Origin of the sequence: Streptomyces roseoviridis, from assembly GCF_039535235.1 — a bacterium.
Lineage (GTDB): Bacteria > Actinomycetota > Actinomycetes > Streptomycetales > Streptomycetaceae > Streptomyces > Streptomyces roseoviridis.
Genome location: NZ_BAAAWU010000001.1, coordinates 2,951,509 through 2,974,080 on the forward strand (window position 1 = coordinate 2,951,509; position 22,572 = coordinate 2,974,080).

Annotated in this window: 21 protein-coding genes; 10 read left to right on the forward strand and 11 right to left on the reverse strand. The window is 72.3% G+C overall.

Annotated elements, in window-relative coordinates; all coding sequences use genetic code 11:
• Window positions 1-64 precede the first annotated feature (64 nt).
• The 4 genes from ABD954_RS13095 to ABD954_RS13110 all read right to left on the reverse strand — a co-directional run bounded on the left by ABD954_RS13095 (window position 65) and on the right by ABD954_RS13110 (window position 4,418).
• Window positions 65-1,189, reverse strand: coding sequence for a GuaB3 family IMP dehydrogenase-related protein (locus ABD954_RS13095; protein ID WP_345278501.1), 1,125 nt, complete (start codon window positions 1,187-1,189; stop codon window positions 65-67).
• Between the two features lie 105 nt (window positions 1,190-1,294).
• Window positions 1,295-2,794 (reverse strand): IMP dehydrogenase, encoded by a 1,500-nt coding sequence (gene guaB / locus ABD954_RS13100; protein WP_345486204.1) that lies wholly within the window; start codon window positions 2,792-2,794, stop codon window positions 1,295-1,297.
• Between the two features lie 163 nt (window positions 2,795-2,957).
• The gene (locus ABD954_RS13105) at window positions 2,958-3,560 is read right to left on the reverse strand and encodes a sigma-70 family RNA polymerase sigma factor (protein WP_345486205.1); all 603 of its coding nucleotides are present in this window, start codon (window positions 3,558-3,560) and stop codon (window positions 2,958-2,960) included.
• Between the two features lie 246 nt (window positions 3,561-3,806).
• On the reverse strand, window positions 3,807-4,418 hold the full coding sequence (locus ABD954_RS13110) for a response regulator transcription factor (protein ID WP_003948568.1): 612 nt from the start codon (window positions 4,416-4,418) through the stop codon (window positions 3,807-3,809).
• Window positions 4,419-4,892: 474 nt separating this feature from the next.
• Here ABD954_RS13110 and ABD954_RS13115 point away from each other — a divergent pair, with 474 nt between their 5' ends.
• The gene (locus ABD954_RS13115; protein ID WP_345486206.1) at window positions 4,893-5,270 is read left to right on the forward strand and encodes a WhiB family transcriptional regulator; all 378 of its coding nucleotides are present in this window, start codon (window positions 4,893-4,895) and stop codon (window positions 5,268-5,270) included.
• Between the two features lie 438 nt (window positions 5,271-5,708).
• Here ABD954_RS13115 and ABD954_RS13120 read toward each other — a convergent pair whose 3' ends face one another.
• Window positions 5,709-6,641, reverse strand: coding sequence for a LysR family transcriptional regulator (locus ABD954_RS13120; protein WP_345486207.1), 933 nt, complete (start codon window positions 6,639-6,641; stop codon window positions 5,709-5,711).
• 90 nt (window positions 6,642-6,731) lie between these two features.
• Between ABD954_RS13120 and ABD954_RS13125 the strand changes: the two genes are divergently transcribed.
• Both ABD954_RS13125 and ABD954_RS13130 read left to right on the forward strand, forming a co-directional pair.
• A complete protein-coding gene (locus ABD954_RS13125; RefSeq protein ID WP_345486208.1) occupies window positions 6,732-7,412 on the forward strand; it encodes an MOSC domain-containing protein in 681 nt (226 codons plus the stop codon).
• Window positions 7,413-7,550: 138 nt separating this feature from the next.
• Window positions 7,551-8,324, forward strand: coding sequence for an SDR family NAD(P)-dependent oxidoreductase (locus tag ABD954_RS13130; RefSeq protein ID WP_345486209.1), 774 nt, complete (start codon window positions 7,551-7,553; stop codon window positions 8,322-8,324).
• 288 nt (window positions 8,325-8,612) lie between these two features.
• On the opposite strand, the gene ABD954_RS13135 is transcribed toward ABD954_RS13130, so the two are convergent.
• Window positions 8,613-10,661, reverse strand: a complete 2,049-nt coding sequence (locus ABD954_RS13135) for a DUF2264 domain-containing protein (protein WP_345486210.1) — start codon at window positions 10,659-10,661, stop codon at window positions 8,613-8,615.
• Window positions 10,662-10,834: 173 nt separating this feature from the next.
• On the opposite strand from ABD954_RS13135, the gene ABD954_RS13140 reads away from it, so the two are divergent.
• From ABD954_RS13140 to ABD954_RS13165, 6 genes are all read left to right on the forward strand, one after another.
• On the forward strand, window positions 10,835-11,944 hold the full coding sequence (locus ABD954_RS13140) for a substrate-binding domain-containing protein (RefSeq protein WP_345486211.1): 1,110 nt from the start codon (window positions 10,835-10,837) through the stop codon (window positions 11,942-11,944).
• Window positions 11,945-12,052: 108 nt separating this feature from the next.
• Entirely contained in the window at window positions 12,053-13,381 is a 1,329-nt protein-coding gene (locus tag ABD954_RS13145) for an ABC transporter substrate-binding protein (protein ID WP_345492133.1), read from the forward strand.
• 5 nt (window positions 13,382-13,386) lie between these two features.
• Complete coding sequence (locus ABD954_RS13150) at window positions 13,387-14,274, forward strand: carbohydrate ABC transporter permease (protein ID WP_345486212.1); 888 nt, start codon at window positions 13,387-13,389, stop codon at window positions 14,272-14,274.
• Complete coding sequence (locus tag ABD954_RS13155) at window positions 14,271-15,125, forward strand: carbohydrate ABC transporter permease (protein WP_345486213.1); 855 nt, start codon at window positions 14,271-14,273, stop codon at window positions 15,123-15,125. Before ABD954_RS13150 ends, ABD954_RS13155 begins: the two co-directional genes overlap by 4 nt.
• Before the next feature lie 17 nt (window positions 15,126-15,142).
• The gene (locus ABD954_RS13160; protein ID WP_345486214.1) at window positions 15,143-16,189 is read left to right on the forward strand and encodes a hydroxyacid dehydrogenase; all 1,047 of its coding nucleotides are present in this window, start codon (window positions 15,143-15,145) and stop codon (window positions 16,187-16,189) included.
• Window positions 16,190-16,274: 85 nt separating this feature from the next.
• Entirely contained in the window at window positions 16,275-16,973 is a 699-nt protein-coding gene (locus ABD954_RS13165; RefSeq protein WP_345486215.1) for an ester cyclase, read from the forward strand.
• 110 nt (window positions 16,974-17,083) lie between these two features.
• On the opposite strand, the gene groL is transcribed toward ABD954_RS13165, so the two are convergent.
• From groL to ABD954_RS13185, 4 genes are all read right to left on the reverse strand, one after another.
• Window positions 17,084-18,712 carry a chaperonin GroEL gene (gene groL / locus ABD954_RS13170; RefSeq protein WP_345486216.1) on the reverse strand — a complete coding sequence of 543 codons (1,629 nt, stop codon included), beginning with the start codon at window positions 18,710-18,712 and terminating at the stop codon, window positions 17,084-17,086.
• A gap of 119 nt (window positions 18,713-18,831) precedes the next feature.
• Window positions 18,832-19,140 (reverse strand): co-chaperone GroES, encoded by a 309-nt coding sequence (groES, locus tag ABD954_RS13175; protein WP_066995800.1) that lies wholly within the window; start codon window positions 19,138-19,140, stop codon window positions 18,832-18,834.
• Window positions 19,141-19,314: 174 nt separating this feature from the next.
• Window positions 19,315-19,545 (reverse strand): hypothetical protein, encoded by a 231-nt coding sequence (locus ABD954_RS13180; RefSeq protein WP_345486217.1) that lies wholly within the window; start codon window positions 19,543-19,545, stop codon window positions 19,315-19,317.
• On the reverse strand, window positions 19,542-20,507 hold the full coding sequence (locus ABD954_RS13185; protein WP_345486218.1) for a polysaccharide deacetylase family protein: 966 nt from the start codon (window positions 20,505-20,507) through the stop codon (window positions 19,542-19,544). Before ABD954_RS13185 ends, ABD954_RS13180 begins: the two co-directional genes overlap by 4 nt.
• Window positions 20,508-20,607: 100 nt before the next feature.
• Here ABD954_RS13185 and ABD954_RS13190 point away from each other — a divergent pair, with 100 nt between their 5' ends.
• The gene (locus ABD954_RS13190) at window positions 20,608-21,804 is read left to right on the forward strand and encodes a THUMP-like domain-containing protein (protein WP_345492136.1); all 1,197 of its coding nucleotides are present in this window, start codon (window positions 20,608-20,610) and stop codon (window positions 21,802-21,804) included.
• Here ABD954_RS13190 and ABD954_RS13195 read toward each other — a convergent pair.
• Window positions 21,737-22,429, reverse strand: a complete 693-nt coding sequence (locus ABD954_RS13195) for a hypothetical protein (RefSeq protein ID WP_345486219.1) — start codon at window positions 22,427-22,429, stop codon at window positions 21,737-21,739. The two genes, ABD954_RS13190 and ABD954_RS13195, sit on opposite strands and share 68 nt — an antisense overlap.
• Between the last annotated feature and the right edge of the window lie 143 nt (window positions 22,430-22,572).

Consider the following 22,572-nt stretch of genomic DNA (forward strand, 5'->3'; position numbering starts at 1 on the left):
GCCGATGCGCGAAGGGCCCCGCACCACCCGGTGCGGGGCCCTTCGCCGTGCGTGGAGTACGGGGTCAGCGCTTGTGCTGGGCGTCGGCGACCGTGACCTCGACGCGCTGGAACTCCTTGAGCTCGCTGTAGCCCGTGGTGGCCATCGCGCGGCGCAGGGCGCCGAAGAAGTTCATCGAGCCGTCGGGGGTGTGCGACGGACCGGCGAGGATCTCCTCGGTCGTACCGACGATCCCCAGGTCGACGAGCTTGCCGCGCGGCACGTCCTCGTGGACGGCCTCCATGCCCCAGTGGTGGCCCTTGCCGGGGGCGTCCGTGGCGCGGGCGAGCGGGGAGCCGATCATGACGGCGTCGGCGCCGCAGGCGATCGCCTTGGGCAGGTCGCCGGACCAGCCGACACCGCCGTCCGCGATGACGTGCACGTAACGGCCGCCGGACTCGTCCATGTAGTCCCGGCGGGCCGCGGCCACGTCGGCGACGGCGGTGGCCATCGGGACCTGGATGCCGAGCACGTTGCGGGTGGTGTGGGCGGCGCCGCCGCCGAAGCCGACCAGGACGCCCGCGGCGCCGGTGCGCATCAGGTGCAGGGCCGCGGTGTAGGTGGCGCAGCCGCCGACGATGACCGGGACGTCCAGCTCGTAGATGAACTGCTTCAGGTTCAGCGGCTCGGCCGCGCCGGAGACGTGCTCGGCGGAGACGGTCGTGCCGCGGATGACGAAGATGTCCACGCCGGCGTCGACGACGGCCTTGGAGAACTGGGCGGTGCGCTGCGGGGAGAGCGCGGCGGCGGTGACCACACCCGAGTCGCGCACCTCCTTGATGCGCTGCCCGATCAGCTCTTCCTTGATCGGGGCGGCGTAGATCTCCTGCAGACGGCGGGTCGCGGCGGCCTCGTCGAGCTCGGCGATCTCGTCGAGCAGCGGCTGCGGGTCCTCGTAGCGGGTCCACAGGCCCTCGAGGTTGAGCACGCCGAGGCCGCCCAGCTCGCCGATGCGGATGGCGGTCTGCGGCGAGACGACCGAGTCCATCGGGGCGGCCAGGAAGGGCAGCTCGAAGCGGTAGGCGTCGATCTGCCAGGCGATCGAGACCTCCTTCGGGTCCCGGGTGCGCCGGCTCGGTACGACGGCGATGTCGTCGAACGCGTACGCCCTGCGGCCGCGCTTGCCGCGCCCGATCTCGATCTCAGTCACGATGTGTGGCCTTTCCCTCTACGTCTGCGCCTACCAGTATCCCCGACACACGCGCGTGGGGCGGCTCCGGCCACATGCCGGAACCGCCCCACGCGTCGCGCAGCGTTACTTCCTGCTGTAGTTCGGCGCCTCGACGGTCATCTGGATGTCGTGCGGGTGGCTCTCCTTGAGGCCCGCGGACGTGATCCGGACGAACCGGCCCTTGGACTCCATCTCCTCGATGGTGGCGGCGCCCACGTAGCCCATCGTCTGGCGCAGACCGCCGACGAGCTGGTGCAGGACGTTCGCCAGCGGGCCGCGGTAGGGCACCTGGCCCTCGATGCCCTCGGGCACGAGCTTGTCGTCCGAGGTGACCTCGGCCTGGAAGTAGCGGTCCTTCGAGTAGGACTTGCCCTGGCCACGGGACTGCATGGCGCCGAGCGACCCCATGCCGCGGTACGACTTGAACTGCTTGCCGTTGATGAAGAGCAGCTCGCCGGGCGACTCCTCGCAGCCCGCGAGCAGGCTGCCGAGCATCACGGTGTCGGCGCCGGCGGCCAGGGCCTTGCCGATGTCGCCGGAGTACTGCAGGCCGCCGTCGCCGATCAGCGGGACGCCGGCGGCGCGGGCCGCGAGCGAGGCCTCGTAGATGGCGGTGACCTGGGGGACGCCGATGCCGGCGACCACACGGGTGGTGCAGATCGAGCCCGGTCCGACGCCGACCTTGATGCCGTCGACACCGGCGTCGATCATGGCCTGGGCGCCGTCGCGCGTGGCGACGTTGCCGCCGATCACGTCGACGTTCACGCTCGACTTGATCTTCGACATCCAGCTCAGGGCGTTGCTGTTGTGGCCGTGGGAGGTGTCGACGATCAGGAAGTCCACGCCGACGGCGGCGAGCGCCTGGGCGCGCTCCAGGGCCTCGGGGCTGGCACCGACGGCCGCGCCGACGAGCAGCCGGCCCTCGGCGTCCTTGGCGGCGTTCGGGTACTTCTCCGCCTTGACGAAGTCCTTGACGGTGATCAGGCCCTTGAGGATGCCCTCGTCGTCGACCAGCGGAAGCTTCTCGATCTTGTGGCGGCGCAGCAGCTCCATGGCGTCCACGCCGGAGATGCCGACCTTGCCGGTGACCAGCGGCATCGGCGTCATGACCTCGCGGACCTGACGGCTGCGGTCGCTCTCGAAGGCCATGTCGCGGTTGGTCACGATGCCGAGCAGCTTGCCGGCCGGGTTGGTGACCGGGACACCGCTGATGCGGAACTTGGCGCACAGGGCGTCCGCCTCGGCGAGCGTCGCCTCGGGGTGGACCGTGATGGGGTCCGTGACCATGCCGGACTCGGAGCGCTTGACCAGGTCGACCTGGTTGACCTGGTCCTCGATGGAGAGGTTGCGGTGCAGCACGCCGACGCCGCCGAGCCGCGCCATCGCGATGGCCATGCGGGACTCGGTCACCTTGTCCATCGCCGCGGACAGCAGCGGGATGTTGACCCGTACGTTGCGGGAGATGCGGGACGAGGTGTCGACCGCGTTGGGAAGCACCTCGGAGGCGCCCGGCAGCAGCAGCACATCGTCGTAGGTCAGCCCGAGTGTCGCGAATTTCTCGGGCACTCCGTCGACGTTGGTCATGACACCTTCCCCAATGGCCTTGATCGGTGCGGATGTCCATGCTAACGGGCCGCGACGGTGTCTCATTCCACGAGCAAGATCGCCGGAAAGCTTTGGACGTTCGTACGTGTACGTGAGGGACAGCGGCCCCGCCCAACCCTTACTGCTCGGACACCGCCGGCGGCTACTGCTCGGCCAGCGCCCGCAGCCGGCTGAGCGCGCGGTGCTGGGCCACCCGCACCGCGCCGGGGGACATGCCGAGCATCTGCCCGGTCTCCTCGGCGGTCAGCCCGACGGCCACCCGCAGCACGAGGAGCTCGCGCTGGTTCTCGGGGAGGTTGGCGAGCAGCTTCTTGGCCCACTCGGCGTCGTCGCTGAGCAGCGCGCGCTCCTCGGGGCCGAGGGAGTCGTCGGGGCGCTCGGGCATCTCGTCGGAGGGCACCGCCGTCGAGCCGGGGTGCCGCATGGCGGCCCGCTGGAGGTCGGCGACCTTGTGGCCGGCGATGGCGAAGACGAACGCCTCGAAGGGCCGGCCGGTGTCCCGGTAGCGCGGCAGCGCCATGAGGACGGCGACGCACACCTCCTGGGCGAGGTCCTCCACGAAGTGGCGGGCATCACCCGGCAGCCGGTTCAGCCGCGTACGGCAGTAGCGCAGGGCGAGCGGGTGCACGCGCGCGAGGAGGTCGTGCGTGGCCTGCGCGTCCCCCTCGACGGCGCGGTGGACGAGCGCACCGATCTCCCCCGGCCCGGCGGGCACGGGCGACCCCATGGTCTCGTCGTCGCGCATCGCTCCATGGTGCCCCGACGCCTGCTCGTTCGCGGCACCGCGCTCGTAGTTGTGCACCGAAGCGTTATGAGCAGGTGCGCCGGCACTCATCCCCTGCGCCCTCCCCTTCCGCTCGATTCCGGCTCGCTGGTTCGTCTCGTCCCCGAGGAACTCCACGCCTTCAAGGATGCGGCATTCCGCGGGGAAGTGACACAAGCCCACCCCGTCCGCCCCGTGGCGGACGGGGATGCGGCCGATGGCCGCAGGTCAGCGGACCAGACCCCAGCGGAATCCGAGGGCGACGGCGTGCGCCCGGTCGGAGGCGCCGAGCTTCTTGAAGAGGCGGCGGGCGTGGGTCTTGACCGTGTCCTCGGAGAGGAACAGCTCGCGTCCGATCTCGGCGTTGGACCGGCCGTGGCTCATGCCTTCGAGGACCTGGATCTCACGGGCGGTGAGGGTGGGCGCGGCGCCCATCTCGGCCGACCGCAGCCGGCGCGGGGCGAGCCGCCAGGTCGGGTCGGCGAGGGCCTGGGTGACGGTGGCCCGCAGCTCGGCGCGCGAGGCGTCCTTGTGCAGATAGCCACGGGCACCGGCGGCGACGGCGAGCGCCACGCCGTCCAGGTCCTCGGCGACGGTGAGCATGATGATGCGGGCGCCCGGATCCGCGGAGAGCAGCCGGCGGACGGTTTCCACGCCGCCCAGGCCGGGCATGCGCACGTCCATCAGGATCAGGTCCGAACGGTCCGCGCCCCAGCGGCGGAGGACTTCCTCGCCGTTGGCCGCGGTGGTCACGCGCTCGACGCCGGGCACGGTCGCGACCGCGCGGCGGAGCGCCTCTCGGGCAAGCGGGGAGTCGTCGCAGACGAGCACGGATGTCATGCCTGACCTCCGCGGCCCTCGCAGCTGATGCGCGTCACCTTGAGCCTCCAGGGCTGGTACGAATCGTCACCTGTGCGGTCGAGCCCTCGGACACCTGCCCGAGCGCTTCTTCCTTCAACCGCCTCCGCACTCTCAACGACGGTCACTCGAAAGAGTTACGGGTCGGACGGCCGCCTTCGGCACTCTACGTAAGGGACCGTACGCGGAGGAGAGCGTCGCAGGTCATCCGTCCTTCACCTCGAAGCTATGCCCCATTTAGCGGGTTTTCTTCCCTTTTCGCGGTGTCTGTGGCTAGATTCGCAATGAGTCATATTTACATCTACTCAGTCAGTAGTTGTACGGTCGGATCGTTCCCGCGGGAGCGGGTAACCGAGACCCCATGAGGGGCGAACCGCCCCCGTCCACCAGCCATCCACCCGCAGCCATCCACCCGCCCACCTATCCGTTCGACACGGTTTCAAGGGGACAAGCGCAATGGCAGATTTCTCCCGCCTTCCCGGACCCAACGCCGATCTGTGGGACTGGCAGCTCCTCGCGGCCTGCCGAGGAGTCGACAGCTCGCTGTTCTTCCACCCCGAGGGAGAGCGCGGCGCGGCACGGAGTGCGCGCGAGAACTCGGCTAAAGAGGTCTGCATGCGGTGCCCGGTGCGCGCGGAGTGCGCGGCACACGCACTCGCCGTACGAGAGCCCTACGGCGTCTGGGGCGGCCTCACCGAGGACGAACGCGAGGAGCTCATGGGCCGGGCGCGCAACCGCCTGGTCACCACGTCGGCCCCGACGGCCCACGCGGCCCCCTCCGGAGCCGCGACGCGGGCCTCGGCCGCGAGCTCGGCAGGCGTGGCCCACGCCTGAAGTAACGTTTCTTCACCCTGAGCAGGGAAAAACCACACGCCTTCGCCTCAATTCGGCGGAGAGCACGGGAAGGTGACGGGGTGACGCACCGGACCGGCGCCCACCCGGACCGGCGCTCCGTAGTTCCGCGCGGCCCCGGCACACGACCCTGACGCGCTCCGGCGGCCACCCGGACGGCCCGACCCCGGGCCACCCGTACGGCCGGACCCGGAGGCAGGCCCGTCGCCCGTACGGCGGCGGAGCCGTCACCCGCACGGACGCGCGCCGCTCACTCCGGCGGCCGCACGCCCTCACCCGGACGGTCCACGGCCGTTCACCCGCACGGCGCAGGGCGCTGAGCCGGACGGGGACGCGAATCCACCCGTACGGCGGGCGGAGGGACCACCCGTACGGCGGCAGCGGGGTGTCACCCGATCGGCCTCGGGAGCGTGACCCCGGTCAGGCCGCCCCGGCGGTCCTCGCGTGGCCCACGGCGCGGCGGGCGGCCCGGCCGAGTTCGTCCAGAGTGGCCGCGACGGCCGGGACCTGGGCCAGGTCCGGAAGGGTCAGCGCCACGATCTCCCGCTCCACGGGCGGCTCCACCGTCACGGCGACGGCCCCCCTCGGCCGTACGGACTCGATGGCCAGCTCCGGCAGGACGGCGACGCCGAGCCCCGCGCCCACCAGGCCCACCACGGCCGGGTAGTCGTCGGTGGCGAAGTCGATCCGGGGCGTGAAGCCCGCCCGCTCGCAGACGTCCACCAGCTGGCGACGGCAGCGGGGGCAGCCCGCGATCCAGGGGTCCTCTGCCAGTTCGCCGATGGTGACCGACCCGGCGCCGGCCAGCCGGTGGCCCTCCGGGACGAGCCCGACGAGGCGGTCGGCGAGCAGCGGACGGACCACCAGGTCCTCCCAGCTGTCCGGTCCCGCGGGCCCCGTCCCGTACCGGAAGGCGAGCGCCACGTCGCAGTCGCCCTCGCGCAGCATCTCCACCGAGCGCGGCGGCTCGGCCTCCACGAGGGAGACCCGGGTGCCGGGGTGGGCGGCGCGCAGGGCGGCCAGGGCGGTGGGGACGAGGGTGGAGCTGCCGCTCGGGAAGGACACCAGCCGCACCCGGCCGGCCCGCAGACCCGCGATGGCGGCGACCTCCTCCTCGGCGGCGGTGAGCCCGGCGAGGATGCCGGCGGCGTGCCGGACCAGGGCCTCGCCCGCCTGGGTCAGCCGCATCTCGCGTCCGGTGCGGACCAGCAGAGGGGTGCCGGCGGAGGATTCGAGCGCTTTCATCTGCTGGCTCACCGCGGGCTGGGTGCAGCCGAGTTCGCGCGCCGCGGCGGAGAAGGAGCCGGTGGCGGCGACGGCGCGCAGGACGCGGAGGTGGCGGGCCTCGATCATCTTTCGAGCATAAGCGCCTCTTGGGTGTCGAGGCGAATTCCGCTGCCAAACTTTGAGGAGCGGGAGAAAAGCCCTGGTTAGGGTGCCCCCATGGAACTGCTGAGCGTGAACGCGGGCCGCCCCACGGCCGTGGACTACACCAACGCCCCTTCGGGGAGGACCGGCATCGACAAGCGCCCGGTCGAGGGACCCGTACGGATCGCGGCGCCCGGCCCCGAGGGGGCGAGCGGGGTCGCCGGGGACGCCGTCTGCGACCTGCGCTTCCACGGCGGAGCCGACCGCGCCGTGTACGCCTTCGCCCGCGAGGACCTGGACCGGTGGGAGGCCGAGCTCGGCCGCACCCTCGCCGCGGGGTCCTTCGGCGAGAACCTCACCCTCCGCGGCCTGGACGTCAACGGCGCCCTGATCGGCGAGCGCTGGCGGATCGGCGACGAGGTGGTCCTGGAGGTGACCGGCGGCCGCATCCCCTGCCGCACCTTCGCCGGCTTCCTGGAGGAGAAGGGCTGGGTCCGCCGCTTCAACGAGTCCGCGGCCGGGCCCGGCGCGCTGCTCCGCGTGATCACCCCGGGCGAGGTCCGGGCCGGCGACCCGGTGAAGGTCGTCCACCGCCCCTCCCACGGCATCACCGTCGCCCGTCTGCACCACGCGGCCACGGCCGACCGGACGCTGCTGCCCGAGACGCTGGTGGCGGCCGAGTGGATGGAGTCGGGGCTGCTCGCGCTCGCGCGCGCGTACACGGAGAAGTACGGCGAGGAGAGCGGGGAGCGGTAGGGGGGACGACGGGGAGGAGGGCGGGGCGGACGACCGGGACCGGCGGGGAGCGGCGCGGACGGACGGCGGGGGGCGGTGCGGACGGACGCCCTCAACTCCCGCACACGGCGTTCACACGGCGCGGGTTAACGTGCGCCCATGACGACTGCACTGATTACGGGCGCGACCGCGGGCATCGGCGCCGCCTTCGCACGGCGGCTCGCCGCGGACGGACACGACGTGGTGCTGGTGGCACGCGACGTGAAGCGGCTCCGGGAACAGGCGACCGAACTGCACGACCGGCACGGGATCGAGGCCGAGGTGCTCGCGGCCGACCTGTCCGAGGAGGCCGGGATCGCGACCGTCGAGGCGCGGCTCTCCGACCCCAAGCGGCCGGTCGATCTCCTGGTGAACAACGCGGGGTTCGGCAACAAGGGCCGGTTCCTCGAAGTGTCCATGGCCGACGAGCTGAAGATGCTGAAGGTGCACTGCGAGGCGGTGCTGCGGCTGACCTCGGCGGCTGCGGACTCGATGCGGTCGCGGGGCCGGGGCGGGGTGGTGAACGTCGCCTCGGTGGCCGCGTTCGTGCCGCGCGGGACGTACGGCGCGTCGAAGGCGTGGGTCGTGCAGTTCACCCAGGGCGCGGCGCGGGACCTGGCGGGGAGCGGGGTGCGGCTGATGGCACTGTGCCCGGGGTTCGTGCGGACGGAGTTCCACCAGCGGGCGGGGATGGGGACGGACAACATCCCCGGCTGGATGTGGCTGGACGCGGACAAGCTGGTGGCGGCGGCCCTCACCGACCTGGCCCGGGGGCGGACGCTGTCGATCCCCGACCCCCGGTACAAGGCGCTGATGGGCGTGGTGAAGCTGGCGCCGCGCGGTCTGCTGGGCGGCGTCTCCTCCCGGGCGGGTCGGAAGTACGGGCCCAAGTAGGCGAAGGGCAGCGGGCTTCGGGGCGGTGGCCTGGGGGGCGAGGGTGCTTCCGGTCGGCGGCCTCGGGGCGAGGCTTCTTCGGGCGGGGGTGCTTCCGGGCAGGGGTCTCGGGGCGGGGGTGCTTCCGGGCAGGGGCCTTGGGGCGAGGGTGCTTCCGGGCGGCGGCCTTGGGCGAGGCTTCTTCGGGGGCAGGGGGTCCTTCGGAGCGCGGTCCGGCCGTGCGCGGACGGGCGCGGGTCGCTGGTGCCGCGCCCGGTGCCACGGCGAGGGCCTGACCGCCGCCGCGTCCTACGACTGGCCGGACGAGGGCAGCGGCCTGTTCGTGATCGGCGTGGGGACGGTCGTGGTGGGGAAGCCGGCGGCCTTCGACGTCGCCGCACCGGTCGCCGCCGCGACCCGGCGCGGCGGTCGGTCCGCGCCGGGGCCCTCGGAGAGCACGAGATCGTCCGTGCCGCCGTCCTGCCAGGTCACGGTGAGCGTGCGGGGGCCCGTGACCCGGACGCGCGCAAGGTCGGTCACGGGGGCCGGGCCGGGTTCGGCGGTGAGTGAGGCGAGGGCCACGAAGAGGGCCTCGGGTCCGCTCGTCGTGCCGTGCAGCGCGAGGGTACGGGTCGGGCCGGGGCCCTGGAGGGTGGCGCCGGTGGGCAGTTCGGTGGTGCCCGGCCGGTAGCCGTGCACGGGGTGGAGCTGCGCGACGGGTCCGTCGGCGTGGGTGGCCCAGCCGGTCTGCCGTACGGGCGTCCCTTCCGGGGCGCCCAGGACGAGGTGGGCGCGGACCTCGGCGCGGCCGTGGACCAGGGTGGCGGACAGGACGCGGACGCCGGGCAGCGGGCGCTGGGCGGAGGCGGCAAGGCCGGTGTCCGTGCCCCTCCCGCTGCCGGTGCCGAGCGGGGTGGCGGGGCCCCGTGTGGTGGCCGTGCCGTCGGGGCCGAGGAGCGCGAAGTGGTTGTCGGCCGGGTCGGGGGCGGTGGTCGGACCCGTACGGGTGGAGTAGGCGTAGCGGGCGTAGCCGGGGTCGTCCTCGCCGCCTTCGGTGCTGCCGACGTGGTTGCTGCCGTGGTTGTGGAGGCGGACGAGTCCGTCGGCGGCGGTGGTCTGGACGAGCAGCCCGGTGCGTCCGAAGGCCCGTACGGTGTCGGCGCGTTCGGCGGGCAGTGGTTCCTCGGTGGTGGTCCACACGGGGTGGCCGGCGGGCAGCAGCAGACCGAGGAAGCCCTTGGACGCCCAGTAGGGGGAGCCCGGCCCGGAGTAGCTCTGCAGGACCGGCTCGTAGGGGCCGTGCCAGCCGAGCGTGAGCAGCCCTCGGTCGTCGGTGGCGCCCCGGTCGAGGAAGTAGCGCAGGGTGCCGGAGGCGAGGCGGCGGGTGGCGCCGGGGGTGAGCGGGGTCTGGCCGGTGAGGGCGCCGAGCCAGGGGGCCGCGGCGGCGGCGAAGCGATAGGTCAGGGAGCGCCCGTACGGGACGGGGGCGCCGTTGCCGTCGAAGAGGTGGACGTGGTCGTCGAGCTGGGCGCGCAGGCGGGGTCCGTACCGGTCGAGGAGCGCGCGGTCGCCGGCGAGGTGGGCGTGCAGGACCGGGTAGAAGTGCAGGGCCCAGGCGTTGTAGTGGTCGAAGGCGCGGTTGTCGCCGTCGCTGTACCAGCCGTCGCCGAGCCACCACTGCTCGACGCGTTCCAGGGAGCGTTCGACGGTGGCGGCGGCGCGGTCGGGCTCGATGCCGGCGTCCTGGAGGAAGCCGGCGACGGTGAGGCCGAAGAGCCACCAGTTGTTGTCGACGGGGGACGGTTCGAGGGCGGGGAGCAGCCAGTCGACGGCGCGCTGCCGGACGGGGTCGTCGAGCCGGTCCCAGAGGCGGTGGCGGGTGAGGCGCAGGGCGAGGGCGACGGAGGCGGACTCGACGACCGCCTGGCGGGTGCGGGTCAGGAGCGGCCAGTCCTCGGGTCCGCTGCCGCCGGGCCGCCGGGTCCCGGCGGCGAGCCCTTCGGCATAGCGGTCGAGGTGGCCGTGCGGGTCGTCGCCGTGGGCGGCCCGGAGGGCGGCGAGCAGGAAGGTCCGGGCGTAGCCCTCCAGGCCGTCGGAGCGGACGCCGGACCTGCTGGGGCGGGGCCCGGGGAGGTGGATCAGGCCCTTGCCGGGTGAGGCGTGGGGGCGGACGGCGAGGAGGAGGCGGTCGGCCGTGCGCTCCCAGTGGGACCGGGTCCATCCGGTGTACGGGCTGAGCTCGTGGTCGTCCTCGGGCTCGCGGTCCTCCCGCTCACGTTCGCCGGGTCCACGGTCCTCCGGCGCGCGGTCCTCCCGCTCACGGTGCTCGGGCTCACGGTCCTCGGGCGGCGCGGGCATGATGCTCCCTGGAACTCGCTGGGTGACGTCGGCGTCGCCCGCATCCTGAGGACGCTTCGATCGTCTGTCAAGAGGAGATCGAGCGAATGATCGAAACTCCTTCCATTCGATCATTCCAGCCCCGGCCTGGTCTAAGGTCGGGAGACCACCACCACCGCAAGGGGGACCGCGCCGTGCGCGAGAGTGCTGCCGAACGACACGACCGACTGCTGGCCCTGGTGCGCGAGCGCGGCACGGCCCGGGTCTCCGACCTGGCCGGCCTGCTCGGGGTCTCCCCCGTGACCGCGCGCCGGGACGTCGAGACGCTGGCCGGCAAGGGGCTGCTCGACCGCGTGCACGGCCAGGTCTCCTGGCCCCGCGGCCAGGGCGTCCCGGGTGCGCAGGGCACCCCCGGCGGCCTGGTCCTCGGACTGCTGGCGCCCTCCGCCACGTACTACTTCGCCGAGGTCATCCGGGGGGCGCACGAGGCGGCGGCCCGGGCGGGGGCCCGGCTCGTGCTGCGGATCTCCGACTACCGGCCCGAGGAGGACCGGGCCCGCGCCGAGGGCCTGATCGCGGCGGGCGCCGAGGGCGTGCTCGTCGCGCCGGGCTGGCGGGGCCCGGAGGACCGGCTCGCGTACGGGGACTGGCCGGCGAAGCTGCCGGTGCCGGCCGTGCTCCTGGAGCGCCGGGCCGATCCGGGCACTCCCCTCGACGGCCTCGACCGGGTCTCCTCGGACCACGCGCACGGAGTCCTGCTCGCCCTGCGCCATCTGATCGGCCTCGGTCACGCGACTCCGCTCCTGGTGGCGCGCGGGGACAGCCCGACGGCGCTCGCGGTGCGGGCCGGGTACGCCGAGGCGCTGGGCGCGCTGGGCCTGACCGAGCCGCGTGCGGTCATCGACTCCGTACCGGCGGAGAGCGATCCGGAGGGCTTCGAGCGCGCGGTGCGGGCCCTGTACGAGGCGGTGGTCTCGGGGCGGGCGAGCGCGGCCCTGGTGCACAACGACGTGGACGCGATCCAGATCGTGCAGCGGCTGGCCGAGCTCGGCGTGCGGGTGCCGGAGGACCTGGCCCTGATCGCGTACGACGACGAGGTCGCCGCCCTCGCCGACATCCCGCTCACCGCGGTCGCCCCGCCGAAGCGGCAGGTGGGCCGGCACGCCACGGAACTGCTGGTGGAGCGGCTGACCCGGCCCGCGGCGGCGGCCGAGGAGGACTGGGCCCGGCGCCATCTGAGCCTGCTGCCGCGGCTGCGGGTGCGGGCCTCGTGCGGGGCGTCCGGGGGCCTGAACGACGCCTGAGCGTTTCTGCTCCTTTTTCGATCAATCAATCTTTCGCTCTTGACTTCGCTCACGAAGCGGCTCAGGATCACGGCCAACCCCGTCCGCGCCGCCGTCAGGAGCCGTGCCGTGAGCCGTCGTTGGAGCAGCAGGAGCAGAACCACCCGTGCCGTGGCCGTCACCGCCGCCGCGCTCGCCGTCCTCACGGCCTGCGGCGGAGGCGGTGACGAGACCGTCGGCAAGGGCACCCCGGACAAGCCCGTGACCATCACCTTCTGGGGCTGGGCCAAGGGCTCCAAGGACGTCGTCGACGCCTTCAACGCCGCCCAGCGGAACATCCGGGTGAAGTTCGAGGAGATCCCCTCAGGCACCGCCGGCGGCTACGCCAAGATCTCCAACGCCGTGAAGGCCGGCAACGCCCCCGACCTGGTCTCCATCGAATACGCCTCGCTCCCGGAGTTCGTGTCCTCCGGCGCCCTCCAGGACATCGGCGCCGAGTTCACCGAACAGGACCGCGCCCGGCTGCTGCCGCAGGCGGTGGAGCTCACCACCCTCGGCGGCAAGAACTGGGCCGTGCCCTTCGACGCCGCCCCGCAGGCGTTCTACTACCGCAAGGACCTCTTCGCGAAGTACCAGGTCACCGTCCCCACGACCTGGGACGAGTTCAAGGCGGCCGCCGAGAAGGTGAAGAAGGCCGACCCCAAGGCCCGGATCGCCACCTTCTTCCCCGACGACCCGACCACCTTCGAAGCCATGGCCTGGCAGGCCGGTGCCCAGTGGTTCAAGGCCGAGGACGACACCTGGAAGATCGACACCACCGACCCGGCCACCACCAGGGTCACCGCCTACTGGCAGGGCCTCCTCGACGCCGGCCTCGTCCACAAGAACGCCTCCTTCAGCCCCGAGTGGACCGGCTCCCTCAAGAACGGCACCACCCTCGGCTACCTCGGCGCATCCTGGGGCGCGGGCGTCCTCAAGGGCACCCTGCCCGAGCAGAGTGGCAAGTGGGCCGTCGCCCCCGTGCCGCACTGGGGCACCCCCGCCAGCGGCATGCTCGGCGGCACCTCCTTCGCCGTCACCAAGGACAGCGAGAAGAAGGCCGCCGCCGTCGAGTTCGCCGAGTGGATGTCCACCACCGAGGCCGGTGTGAAGGCCCGCATCGCCTCCGGCACCTCCAGCGCCTTCCCCGCCGCCACCGCCCTGCGGCCGGTCGCCAAGCAGGTCTTCGACGCGAGCTACTTCGGCGGCCAGGACATCTACGCCCTCTTCGAACAGGCCGGCGCCTCCATCGACGCCCACTGGGCCTGGGGGCCGACCACCGGCACCACCAACACCACCATCAAGGACCACTTCGGCAAGATCACCAAGGGCGGCCCCGGCATCGCCGACGCCGTCGAGGCGGGCCACCGGGCCACCGTCGCCGAGCTCACCCGGCGCGGTCTGAAGGTCGAGGGCTGACCCCGATGAAGGCCCGCACCCGCGCCGCGGCGACCCTGCTGACCCCGTTCTTCCTGCTCTTCACCGCGGTGATGGTGGTGCCGATCGGCTACGCGGTCTGGCTCAGCCTCTTCACCGAGAAGCAGTCGGGGCTCGGCTTCGGCGGCGCCGAGACCGTCTTCAACGGACTCGACAACTACACCGCGGCGCTGGGTGACCGGGCCTTCCTCGAAGGCTTCGGCGTGCTGCTCGGCTACTGCCTGCTCTACATCCCGCTGCTGCTCGCCGGGGCCCTCGCGCTCGCCCTGCTGCTCGACTCGGCCCTCGCCCGCGCCCGCCGCTTCTTCCAGCTCGCGCTGTTCCTGCCGCACGCCGTCCCCGGCATCATCGCCGCCCTGATCTGGGTCTACCTCTACACCCCGCAGCTCAGCCCGGTCGTGCGGGCCATGGAGGCCGGCGGCGTCGGCTTCGACTTCTTCTCCCCCGAGGGCTCCCTCCCCTCCGTCGTCAACATCGCGCTGTGGGAATGGCTCGGCTACAACATGGTGATCTTCTACGCGGCCCTCCAGGCCATCGACCGCTCGGTCCTCGAAGCCGCCACCGTCGACGGCGCCGGCTCCTGGCGGACCGCGTTCGCCATCAAGCTCCCGCTGATCAGGGCCTCGCTCGGGATGGTCGCCCTCTTCACCGTCATCGGCTCGCTCCAGCTGTTCACCGAACCGCTGATCCTCAACAAGGGCACCGGATCGGCCGTCACCTCCACCTGGACGCCCAACATGTACGCGTACACCGCCGCGTTCGACCGCAACGACTACGGCCTGGCCGCGGCCGCCTCCGTCCTGCTGGCCCTTGCGGCCGCGCTGCTGTCCTTCGCCGTCACCCGTCTCACCGACCGGAAGGGGAAGCGCGCATGAGCACCCCGCGCCCCGTGAACGTCTGGCTGTCGAAGGCCGCCGTCAACGGCGCCCTCGTCCTCGCCGTCGTCTACATGCTCTTCCCCCTCGTGTGGCTGCTCACCGCCGCCACCAAGGACGCCGGGGGGCTCCTCGCCGGAAACGCCTTCTCCTTCGAGGGCTTCGACCTCGGCGGCAACCTCCGCCGCCTCGCCGGCCACAACGACGGCATCTACTTCCACTGGTACCTCAACAGCCTGCTCTACGCGGGTCTGGGCGCCCTCGCCTGCTCGCTGATCAGCGTCGCCGCGGGCTATGCCTTCGACAAGTACGACTTCCGGGGCAAGGAGAAGCTGTTCGGCGTCGTCCTGCTCGGCGTCCTCGTCCCCACCACCGCGCTCGCCCTGCCCATGTACCTGCTGGCCAGCGAGGTCGGCATCGTCAACACCTACGGGGCCGTGCTCCTGCCCGTCCTCGTCAACCCCTTCGGCGTCTACCTCGCCCGGGTCTTCAGCGCCGGCTACGTACCCGACGAGGCCCTGGAGGCCGCCCGCATCGACGGGGCCGGCGAACTGCGCACCTTCTGGTCCATCGGCCTGCGCATGGTCATGCCCGGCTTCGTGACCGTCTTCCTCTTCCAGTTCACCGCGATCTGGAACAACTTCTTCCTTCCCCTGGTGATGCTCTCGGACCAGAAGCTCTTCCCGCTGAGCCTCGGCCTCTACGCCTGGAACAGCAACGCCCACGCCGAACCCGACCACTACCCTCTCGTCGTCACCGGTTCCCTGCTCGCGGTCGTCCCCCTCGTCGTCGCCTTCGTCTCCCTCCAGCGCCACTGGAAGGCGGGTCTGACCGCCGGCAGCGTCAAGTGAGGAACACAGATCCCAGGATGCGCCCGACCACCGACAACGGCCCCGTCCCCGGCTCCCGCCCCCGGCTCCTGCTCGCCATGGGCCCCGGCGTCGCCGACCGCCTCCTCACCGACACCCACCGCACCCGCCTCGCCGCGCTCACCCGCACCGACCCGCACCTGGTCGCCCACGACCTCGCCGCCCCCGCCCCCGGGGCCGCCGCCGCGCTCGCCGAGGCCGAACTCCTCCTCACCTGCTGGGGCGCCACCCCGCTCACCGCCGAGGTGCTCAGGCGCGCCCCGCGCCTGAAGGCCGTCGTCCACGCCGCCGGCTCGGTCAAGCACCACATCACCGACGCCTGCTGGGAGCGCGGCATCGCCGTCACCTCGGCCGCCGCCGCCAACGCCCTGCCCGTCGCCGAGTACACCCTCGCCGCGATCCTCTTCGCCGGGAAACGGGTCCTCCACTCCGCCCGCCGGTACGCCGAGCTGCGCACCGGCCACGACTGGCTCACCGCCTCCGCCGACTGGGGCAACCACCGCAGGACCGTCGGCATCGTCGGCGCCTCCCGGATCGGCCGCCGGGTACTGGAACTGCTCCGCCCCTTCGACTTCGAGGTGCTGCTCCACGACCCGTACGTGACGAAGGACGAGGCGCGTGCGCTCGGCGCGGAGGGCGTCGGCCTCGACGAGCTCTGCGCCCGCTCCACCGTCGTCTCCGTCCACGCGCCCCAGCTCCCGGCCACGCACCGGATGATCAGCGCGGAGCGGATCGCGGCGATGCCGGACGGCGCGACCCTGATCAACACCGCCCGCGGCTCCCTCGTCGACGAGGAGGCCCTCCTCCCCCACCTGGTGGCGGGCCGCCTGCACGCGGTCCTGGACGTGACGGACCCGGAGCTCCCGCCGCCCGACTCCCCCCTCTACACCCTGCCGAACGTCCTGCTCACCCCGCACGTGGCCGGCTCGCTCGGCAACGAGCTGCACCGGATGGCCGACCAGGCGCTGGAGGAGATCGCACGCTACGGGCGGGGGGAGCCGTTCGCCGAGCCGGTGCGGGCCTCGGACCTGCGGCGCTCCGCGTGACGCCGCCGGTCCGTGGGTCCGGTCCTAAGATGGAGGGGTCAGAGGGGGGTCCGAGCGGGTCCGGGAGACGTCTCCGGGAGGCGCCATGACCTTCGTACAGATCATCGACTGCAAGACCAGCCGGGTCGACGAGCTCAGCCGTCTGATGGACCGGTGGGTCGAGCAGACCAAGGGCAAGCGCACCGCCACCCACAGCATCGTCGGCAAGGACCGCTCCGACGCCTCCCACGTCGTGGAGATCGTCGAATTCCCCTCGTACGACGTGGCCATGCGCAATTCGCAGCTGCCCGAGACCGACCGGATCTTCCGGGAGATGGTCGCGCTCTGCGACGAACTGCCGACCTTCACCGACCTGGACGTCGTACGGGACGAGGCGCTGTACAAGGCCACCGCCCGGCGGCTCCTCGACATGATCGCGGGCGAGCCGGAGCTCGCGCTGCTCGACGAGGTGATCGCCGAGGGTTACCACGACCACGACCCGACCAACGAGCAGGACGTCATCGGCATGGACGCCGTCCGGCGCGAGGTGGAGATGTGGCGGGGCGGCTTCGACTTCTCCTTCACCGTCGAGGACCAGATCGCCGAGGGCGACCGGGTGTGCACCCGCTGGACGTGGCGGGGCAGCCACAACGGTGACTTCATGGGGCTCCAGCCCACCGGCATGGACGTCGAGATGACCGGCACCGTCGTCCACCGCTTCCGGGAGGACGGCAAGATCGCCGAGGGCTGGTGGCAGTACGACCTGCTGGGGCTGATGGGGCAGCTGGGCGCGGTCGAGGCGTAGTCACCCGGGGAAAGGCCGAGGCCCGGTGCTCCCGCGACGGGAGCACCGGGCCTCGTGACGCTCGGGCGTCAGATCCCCGAGGGGTGCCTCACGATCCCTGAGGGCGTGCCTCAGTGGGAGTGGCCGTGACCGTGGCCGTGGCCGTGGTCCGCCGGCTCCTCTTCCTTCTTCTCCACCACGAGGGTCTCGGTGGTGAGGAGGAGGGAGGCGATCGAGGCGGCGTTCTCCAGGGCGGAGCGCGTCACCTTCACCGGGTCGATGACGCCGGCCTTGACCAGGTCACCGTACTCGCCGGTGGCGGCGTTGAAGCCCTGGCCCTTGTCGAGCTCCGCCACCTTCGCGGTGATGACGTAGCCCTCGAGGCCGGCGTTCTCGGCGATCCAGCGCAGCGGCTCGACGGCGGCGCGGCGGACGACCGCGACACCGGTGGCCTCGTCGCCGGTCTTGTCGAGGTTGCCCTCGAGGACCTTGACGGCGTGGACGAGCGCGGAGCCACCACCGGAGACGATGCCCTCCTCGACCGCGGCGCGGGTCGCGGAGATGGCGTCCTCCAGACGGTGCTTCTTCTCCTTCAGCTCGACCTCGGTGGCGGCGCCGACCTTGATCACGCACACGCCGCCGGCCAGCTTGGCGAGGCGCTCCTGGAGCTTCTCGCGGTCCCAGTCGGAGTCCGTGGACTCGATCTCGGCCTTGATCTGGTTGACGCGGCCGAGGACGTCCTCGGAGGAGCCGGCGCCGTCCACGATCGTGGTGTCGTCCTTGGTGACGGTCACGCGGCGGGCGCTGCCCAGCACGTCCAGACCGGCCTGGTCGAGCTTGAGGCCGACCTCCTCGGAGATGACGGTGGCACCGGTGAGGGTGGCCATGTCCTGGAGCATCGCCTTGCGGCGGTCACCGAAGCCGGGCGCCTTGACGGCGACGGCGTTGAAGGTGCCGCGGATCTTGTTGACGACGAGGGTGGAGAGGGCCTCGCCCTCGACGTCCTCGGCGATGATCAGGAGCGGCTTGGAGCTGCCGGCCTGGATGACCTTCTCGAGCAGCGGCAGGAGGTCCTGGATGGAGGAGATCTTGCCCTGGTTGATCAGGATGTACGGGTCGTCGAGGACGGCCTCCATACGCTCCTGGTCGGTCACCATGTACGGGGAGAGGTAGCCCTTGTCGAAGGCCATGCCCTCGGTGAAGTCGAGCTCCAGGCCGAAGGTGTTGGACTCCTCGACGGTGATGACACCGTCCTTGCCGACCTTGTCCATCGCCTCGGCGATGAGCTCGCCGACCTGCTGGTCCTGCGCGGAGAGCGCGGCGACGGCGGCGATGTCGGACTTGTCGTCGATCGGGCGCGCGGTGGCGAGCAGCTCGTCCGAGACGGCCTTCACGGCGGCGTCGATGCCCTTCTTGAGGGCGGCCGGGGAGGCACCGGCGGCGACGTTGCGCAGACCCTCGCGGACCAGGGCCTGGGCGAGCACGGTGGCGGTGGTGGTGCCGTCACCCGCGATGTCGTTGGTCTTGGTCGCCACCTCCTTCACCAGCTGGGCGCCGAGGTTCTCGTACGGGTCCTCGATCTCGACCTCGCGGGCGATCGTGACACCGTCGTTGGTGATGGTGGGGGCGCCGAACTTCTTGTCGATGACGACGTTGCGGCCCTTGGGGCCGATCGTCACCTTCACCGTGTCGGCCAGCTTGTTGACGCCGCGCTCAAGGGCGCGACGGGCGTCCTCGTCGAACTTCAGGATCTTCGCCATGGGAGCGATTCAGCCCTCTCGGAAATCGTTGAAAAAAACTGCGCCCCTGGACGCCCGCGGAGAAGCCAGGGGGTCAGGGGCGCAGTTCAAAGCATCTGTGTCAGGTGCCTTGGGGTGACTTACTTCTCGATGATCGCGAGCACGTCGCGAGCCGAGAGGACGAGGTACTCGTCGCCGTTGTACTTCACCTCGGTGCCGCCGTACTTGCTGTAGAGCACGACGTCGCCGACCTTCACGTCGAGCGGAAGGCGCTCGCCGTTCTCGAAGCGGCCCGGGCCCACGGCGAGGACGGCGCCCTCCTGGGGCTTCTCCTTCGCGGTGTCCGGGATGACCAGGCCAGAGGCGGTGGTCTGCTCCGCGTCGAGCGGCTGGACCACGATGCGGTCCTCGAGCGGCTTGATGGCAACCTTGGAGCTGGTGGTCGTCACGATCCGACCTCCCCCTTCGGAGATCTCACGGGGTTAACTGTCTGAGGTGGCGACCAGGTGGATCCGTCGTCGCGGGTGCCGGACCTGCCCGTCGCTGTGTTGGCACTCTCCGGTGGGGAGTGCCAGAGCCGAGACTATGACCGCGATTAGCACTCGGTCAAGCGGAGTGCCAATTCACGACCCCGTGGCGCGAACGGGCGGTGCCGTTTCCCTCCGATCCGGAGGAACGCTCGGCCGGATCTGGGGGTTCCGTACGAGCGGGGTGACCTTCTCCGCCGCCTTGCGGCCCAGCCGTTCGATCGGGTCGACCGGGGACGCGCAGCCCGGCAGGGTGGACAGCGCGCCGGCCAGCGCCAGGACGGCGGTCAGCCGGCGCGCCGGGCCCGCGGAGGGCCGTCGGGTCATACGTAGTCCTCGAGCTTCGCCACCGCGTAGCCCTTGGCCGTGACCGTCCGCATCACCCGTCGGATCATGTCCGGCATGCTGCCCTTCCAGTCCCCCTTGCCCCGGAAGTGGGTGAGAATGATGTCGCCCGGGTGCAGGTCCCGGTCCCACTCGCGCCACTCCATGTGGTCGGGGAACGCCTCGGACGCCCACAGCGGGACGGCCTTGACGCCGCACGCCTTGGCCGCGCGCAGGGTGTCCTCGTTGTAGTTGCCGTACGGCGGCCGGAAGAGCGGGGGCCGCTTGCCGAACCGTTTCTCGATGACGTCCTGCATGCCGCAGATCTGCCGTTTCTGGGCGGCGTAGCCGAGGCCGGGCAGATAGGGGTGGGTCAGCGTGTGGTTGTGCAGGGACACCCCGGCGTCCTGCATCTTCGCGAAGTAGCCGTAGTCCTCCTTGACCAGGTAGTCGCTGAGGAAGGCGCTGTACGGGATCCTCAGCTCGCTCATCATCCGCAGCAGCTCGGGGTCCTTCTCCGCGCCGTCGTCGATGGTGAGGAAGACGACCTTCTCCTTGGTCGGCACGGTGGTGAAGACCGGCGGCAGGTCCTTCCCGTCGGTCTCGAAGCCCTTGCGGGTGGTGATCCTGGGCTTCACCGCGGGCGGCTCGGGCGCTTCGAGCGGCGGCTGGGCCAGGCCCCACTTCCTGGCGGCGGCGACCCGGGCGGCGCGCGCCTTGCGGACCCGTTCCACGTACGCGTTGAGCGCACCGGCCGCGCCCTGGGCTTCCGCGCGGGGCTGCTGGCCGGCGGCCGGCCGGGCCGGGCCCGCCCCGGATCCGGTCCGCTCGTCGGCCGCGGGCCCGGCGCAGGCCGAGGCGAGCGCGGCGACGATCAGGGCGGCCCCGACCGCCCGCACGCCCCGCGTCGACCGCGAAGAGCGGCGAAAAGAGCGGAGCTGTTCCTTTTGTCGTACTAGCTGCATGGCGCCGCATCCTGTCAGCGCCACGCCCCTCCGGGGCGCCGACACCACCGACGGCCGCCCGCCGTCCCCCGGGCGGCCCACACCCGCCCCGACCAGCACAATGGGAGGGGTGACCGACCTCGCCTCCTTCGCCGCCCTGCTCGCCCCCGAGGGGCAGGCCCTCCTCGACGCCCTGCGCGACTACGACCCCGCCCGGGAACTGGCGGTGGCCTCCCGGCTGCGCCGCGACCACCCCGCCGAGCTGGTCTCGGCGGCACTCGGGCAGGCCCGGCTGCGGCAGCGGGCGGTGGCGAAGTTCGGCGCCGAGGACGCGTACCGGATGTACTTCACGCCGAACGGCGTCGAGCAGTCCACGCGGGCGACCGTGGGCGCGTACCGCGCCGAGCGGCTGAAGCGGCTGGGCGTGCGCAGCGTCGCGGACCTGTGCAGCGGCATCGGCGGTGACGCCCTCGCGCTCGCCCGCGCCGGGATCTCCGTCCTCGCCGTGGACCGCGACCCGCTGACCGCCGCGGCCGCCCGCGCCAACGCCGAGGCGCTCGGACTCGCGGACCTGATCGAGGTCCGCTGCGCCGACGTCACGGACATCGACACGAGCCCGTACGACGCCGTCTTCATCGACCCGGCCCGGCGCGGCGGGCGGGGCCGGATCTTCGATCCCGAGGGCTACTCGCCGCCGCTGTCCTGGGCGGTCGAGGCGGCCCGCAAGGCGCCGCACGCGGCCCTGAAGATCGCCCCCGGCATCCCGCACGAGGCGGTCCCCGGGGAGGCGGAGGCCGAGTGGATCTCGGACGGCGGCGACGTCAAGGAAGCGGTCCTCTGGTTCGGCACCGAGCCCGGCGCCCGCCGCGCCACCCTGCTGCCCGGCGGCGCCACACTCACCGGCCGCGGCCTGCCCGACCCGGCGGTCCGGCCCGTCGGCCGCTACCTCTACGAACCGGACGGCGCCGTCATCCGCGCCCACCTGGTCGCCGAGGTGGCCGAACAGCTCGGCGGCGGCCTGATCGACGAGACCATCGCCTACGTCACGGCCGACGCGCTGACCCCGACCCCGTACGCCACGGCCTACGAGATCACCGACGAACTCCCCTTCAACCTGAAGAAGTTGAAGGCCCTGCTGCGGGAACGCGAGGTCGGCGTCCTGACCGTGAAGAAGCGCGGCTCGGCCGTCGAGCCCGAGGAGATCCGCCGCAAGGTGAAGCCCAAGGGCCCCCACGCGGCGACGGTCCTCCTCACACGTGTCGCGGGGGCCCCGACGATGCTGATCGGGAGCCCGGCGGGCGGGGCGCCGGGCCGGTGACACGGAGCACCAGGCGGTAGTGGGAGACGGCCTTCATGAGGCCGATCAGCCCGTTGATCCAGAAGACCAGCGCGACGCCCATGCCGTACGCGACGAGGCCGTAGCCGCCGTCCAGGCCGTAGACGGTGCCCTCCCGGGTCGTGCCGGCCGGGACGGCGAAGCCCAGCCACAGGCCGGTGCCGCACATCACTGTCGAGAGCACCATCCAGCAGGCGCTCAGGACCGGCGCCCGCAGCCGGGCGTCCGTCGACCCGTGCCGGTCCAGGAGCGCCCACTGGGCGAACCGCTCGCGCGCGATCCGGTCCTGCCGCACGGACCGTGCGGTCAGCCACACCGCGGGGACGAGCACGCCGATGCCGAGCGCGGCCGCGACCAGTCCGACGAGCATCGTGAGCGGGTCGAGGATCGCGCCGCCGAGCGAGGTCAGCAGCACGCCGACCATGCCCCAGCCCACCTGGAGCATCAGGAACCACGTCAGGAACAGCGCGAGCCGCCCTCCGCCGAGCAGCCGCCGTCCCAGCGCGTCCAGCGCCAGCGCCCGGTCGGCGAGCCGCGCCGCCCGGTCGGGCCAGTCGCGGATCTCGGCGGGCGGGGGCGGCGGAGGCATCGGCAGACGCGGGGACATGGAGAGAGAGCCTACGGCCCCTCCGACGGCCCGTCAGGACCGGGCCGGGGCCTCGTCCGTGCCCTCCGCCCGTCCCCGCGAGCGGAGTTCACCAGGGGCGAGTTCACCCGTACCCGAGTGCAACGGCGCTCGAGTTCACCCGT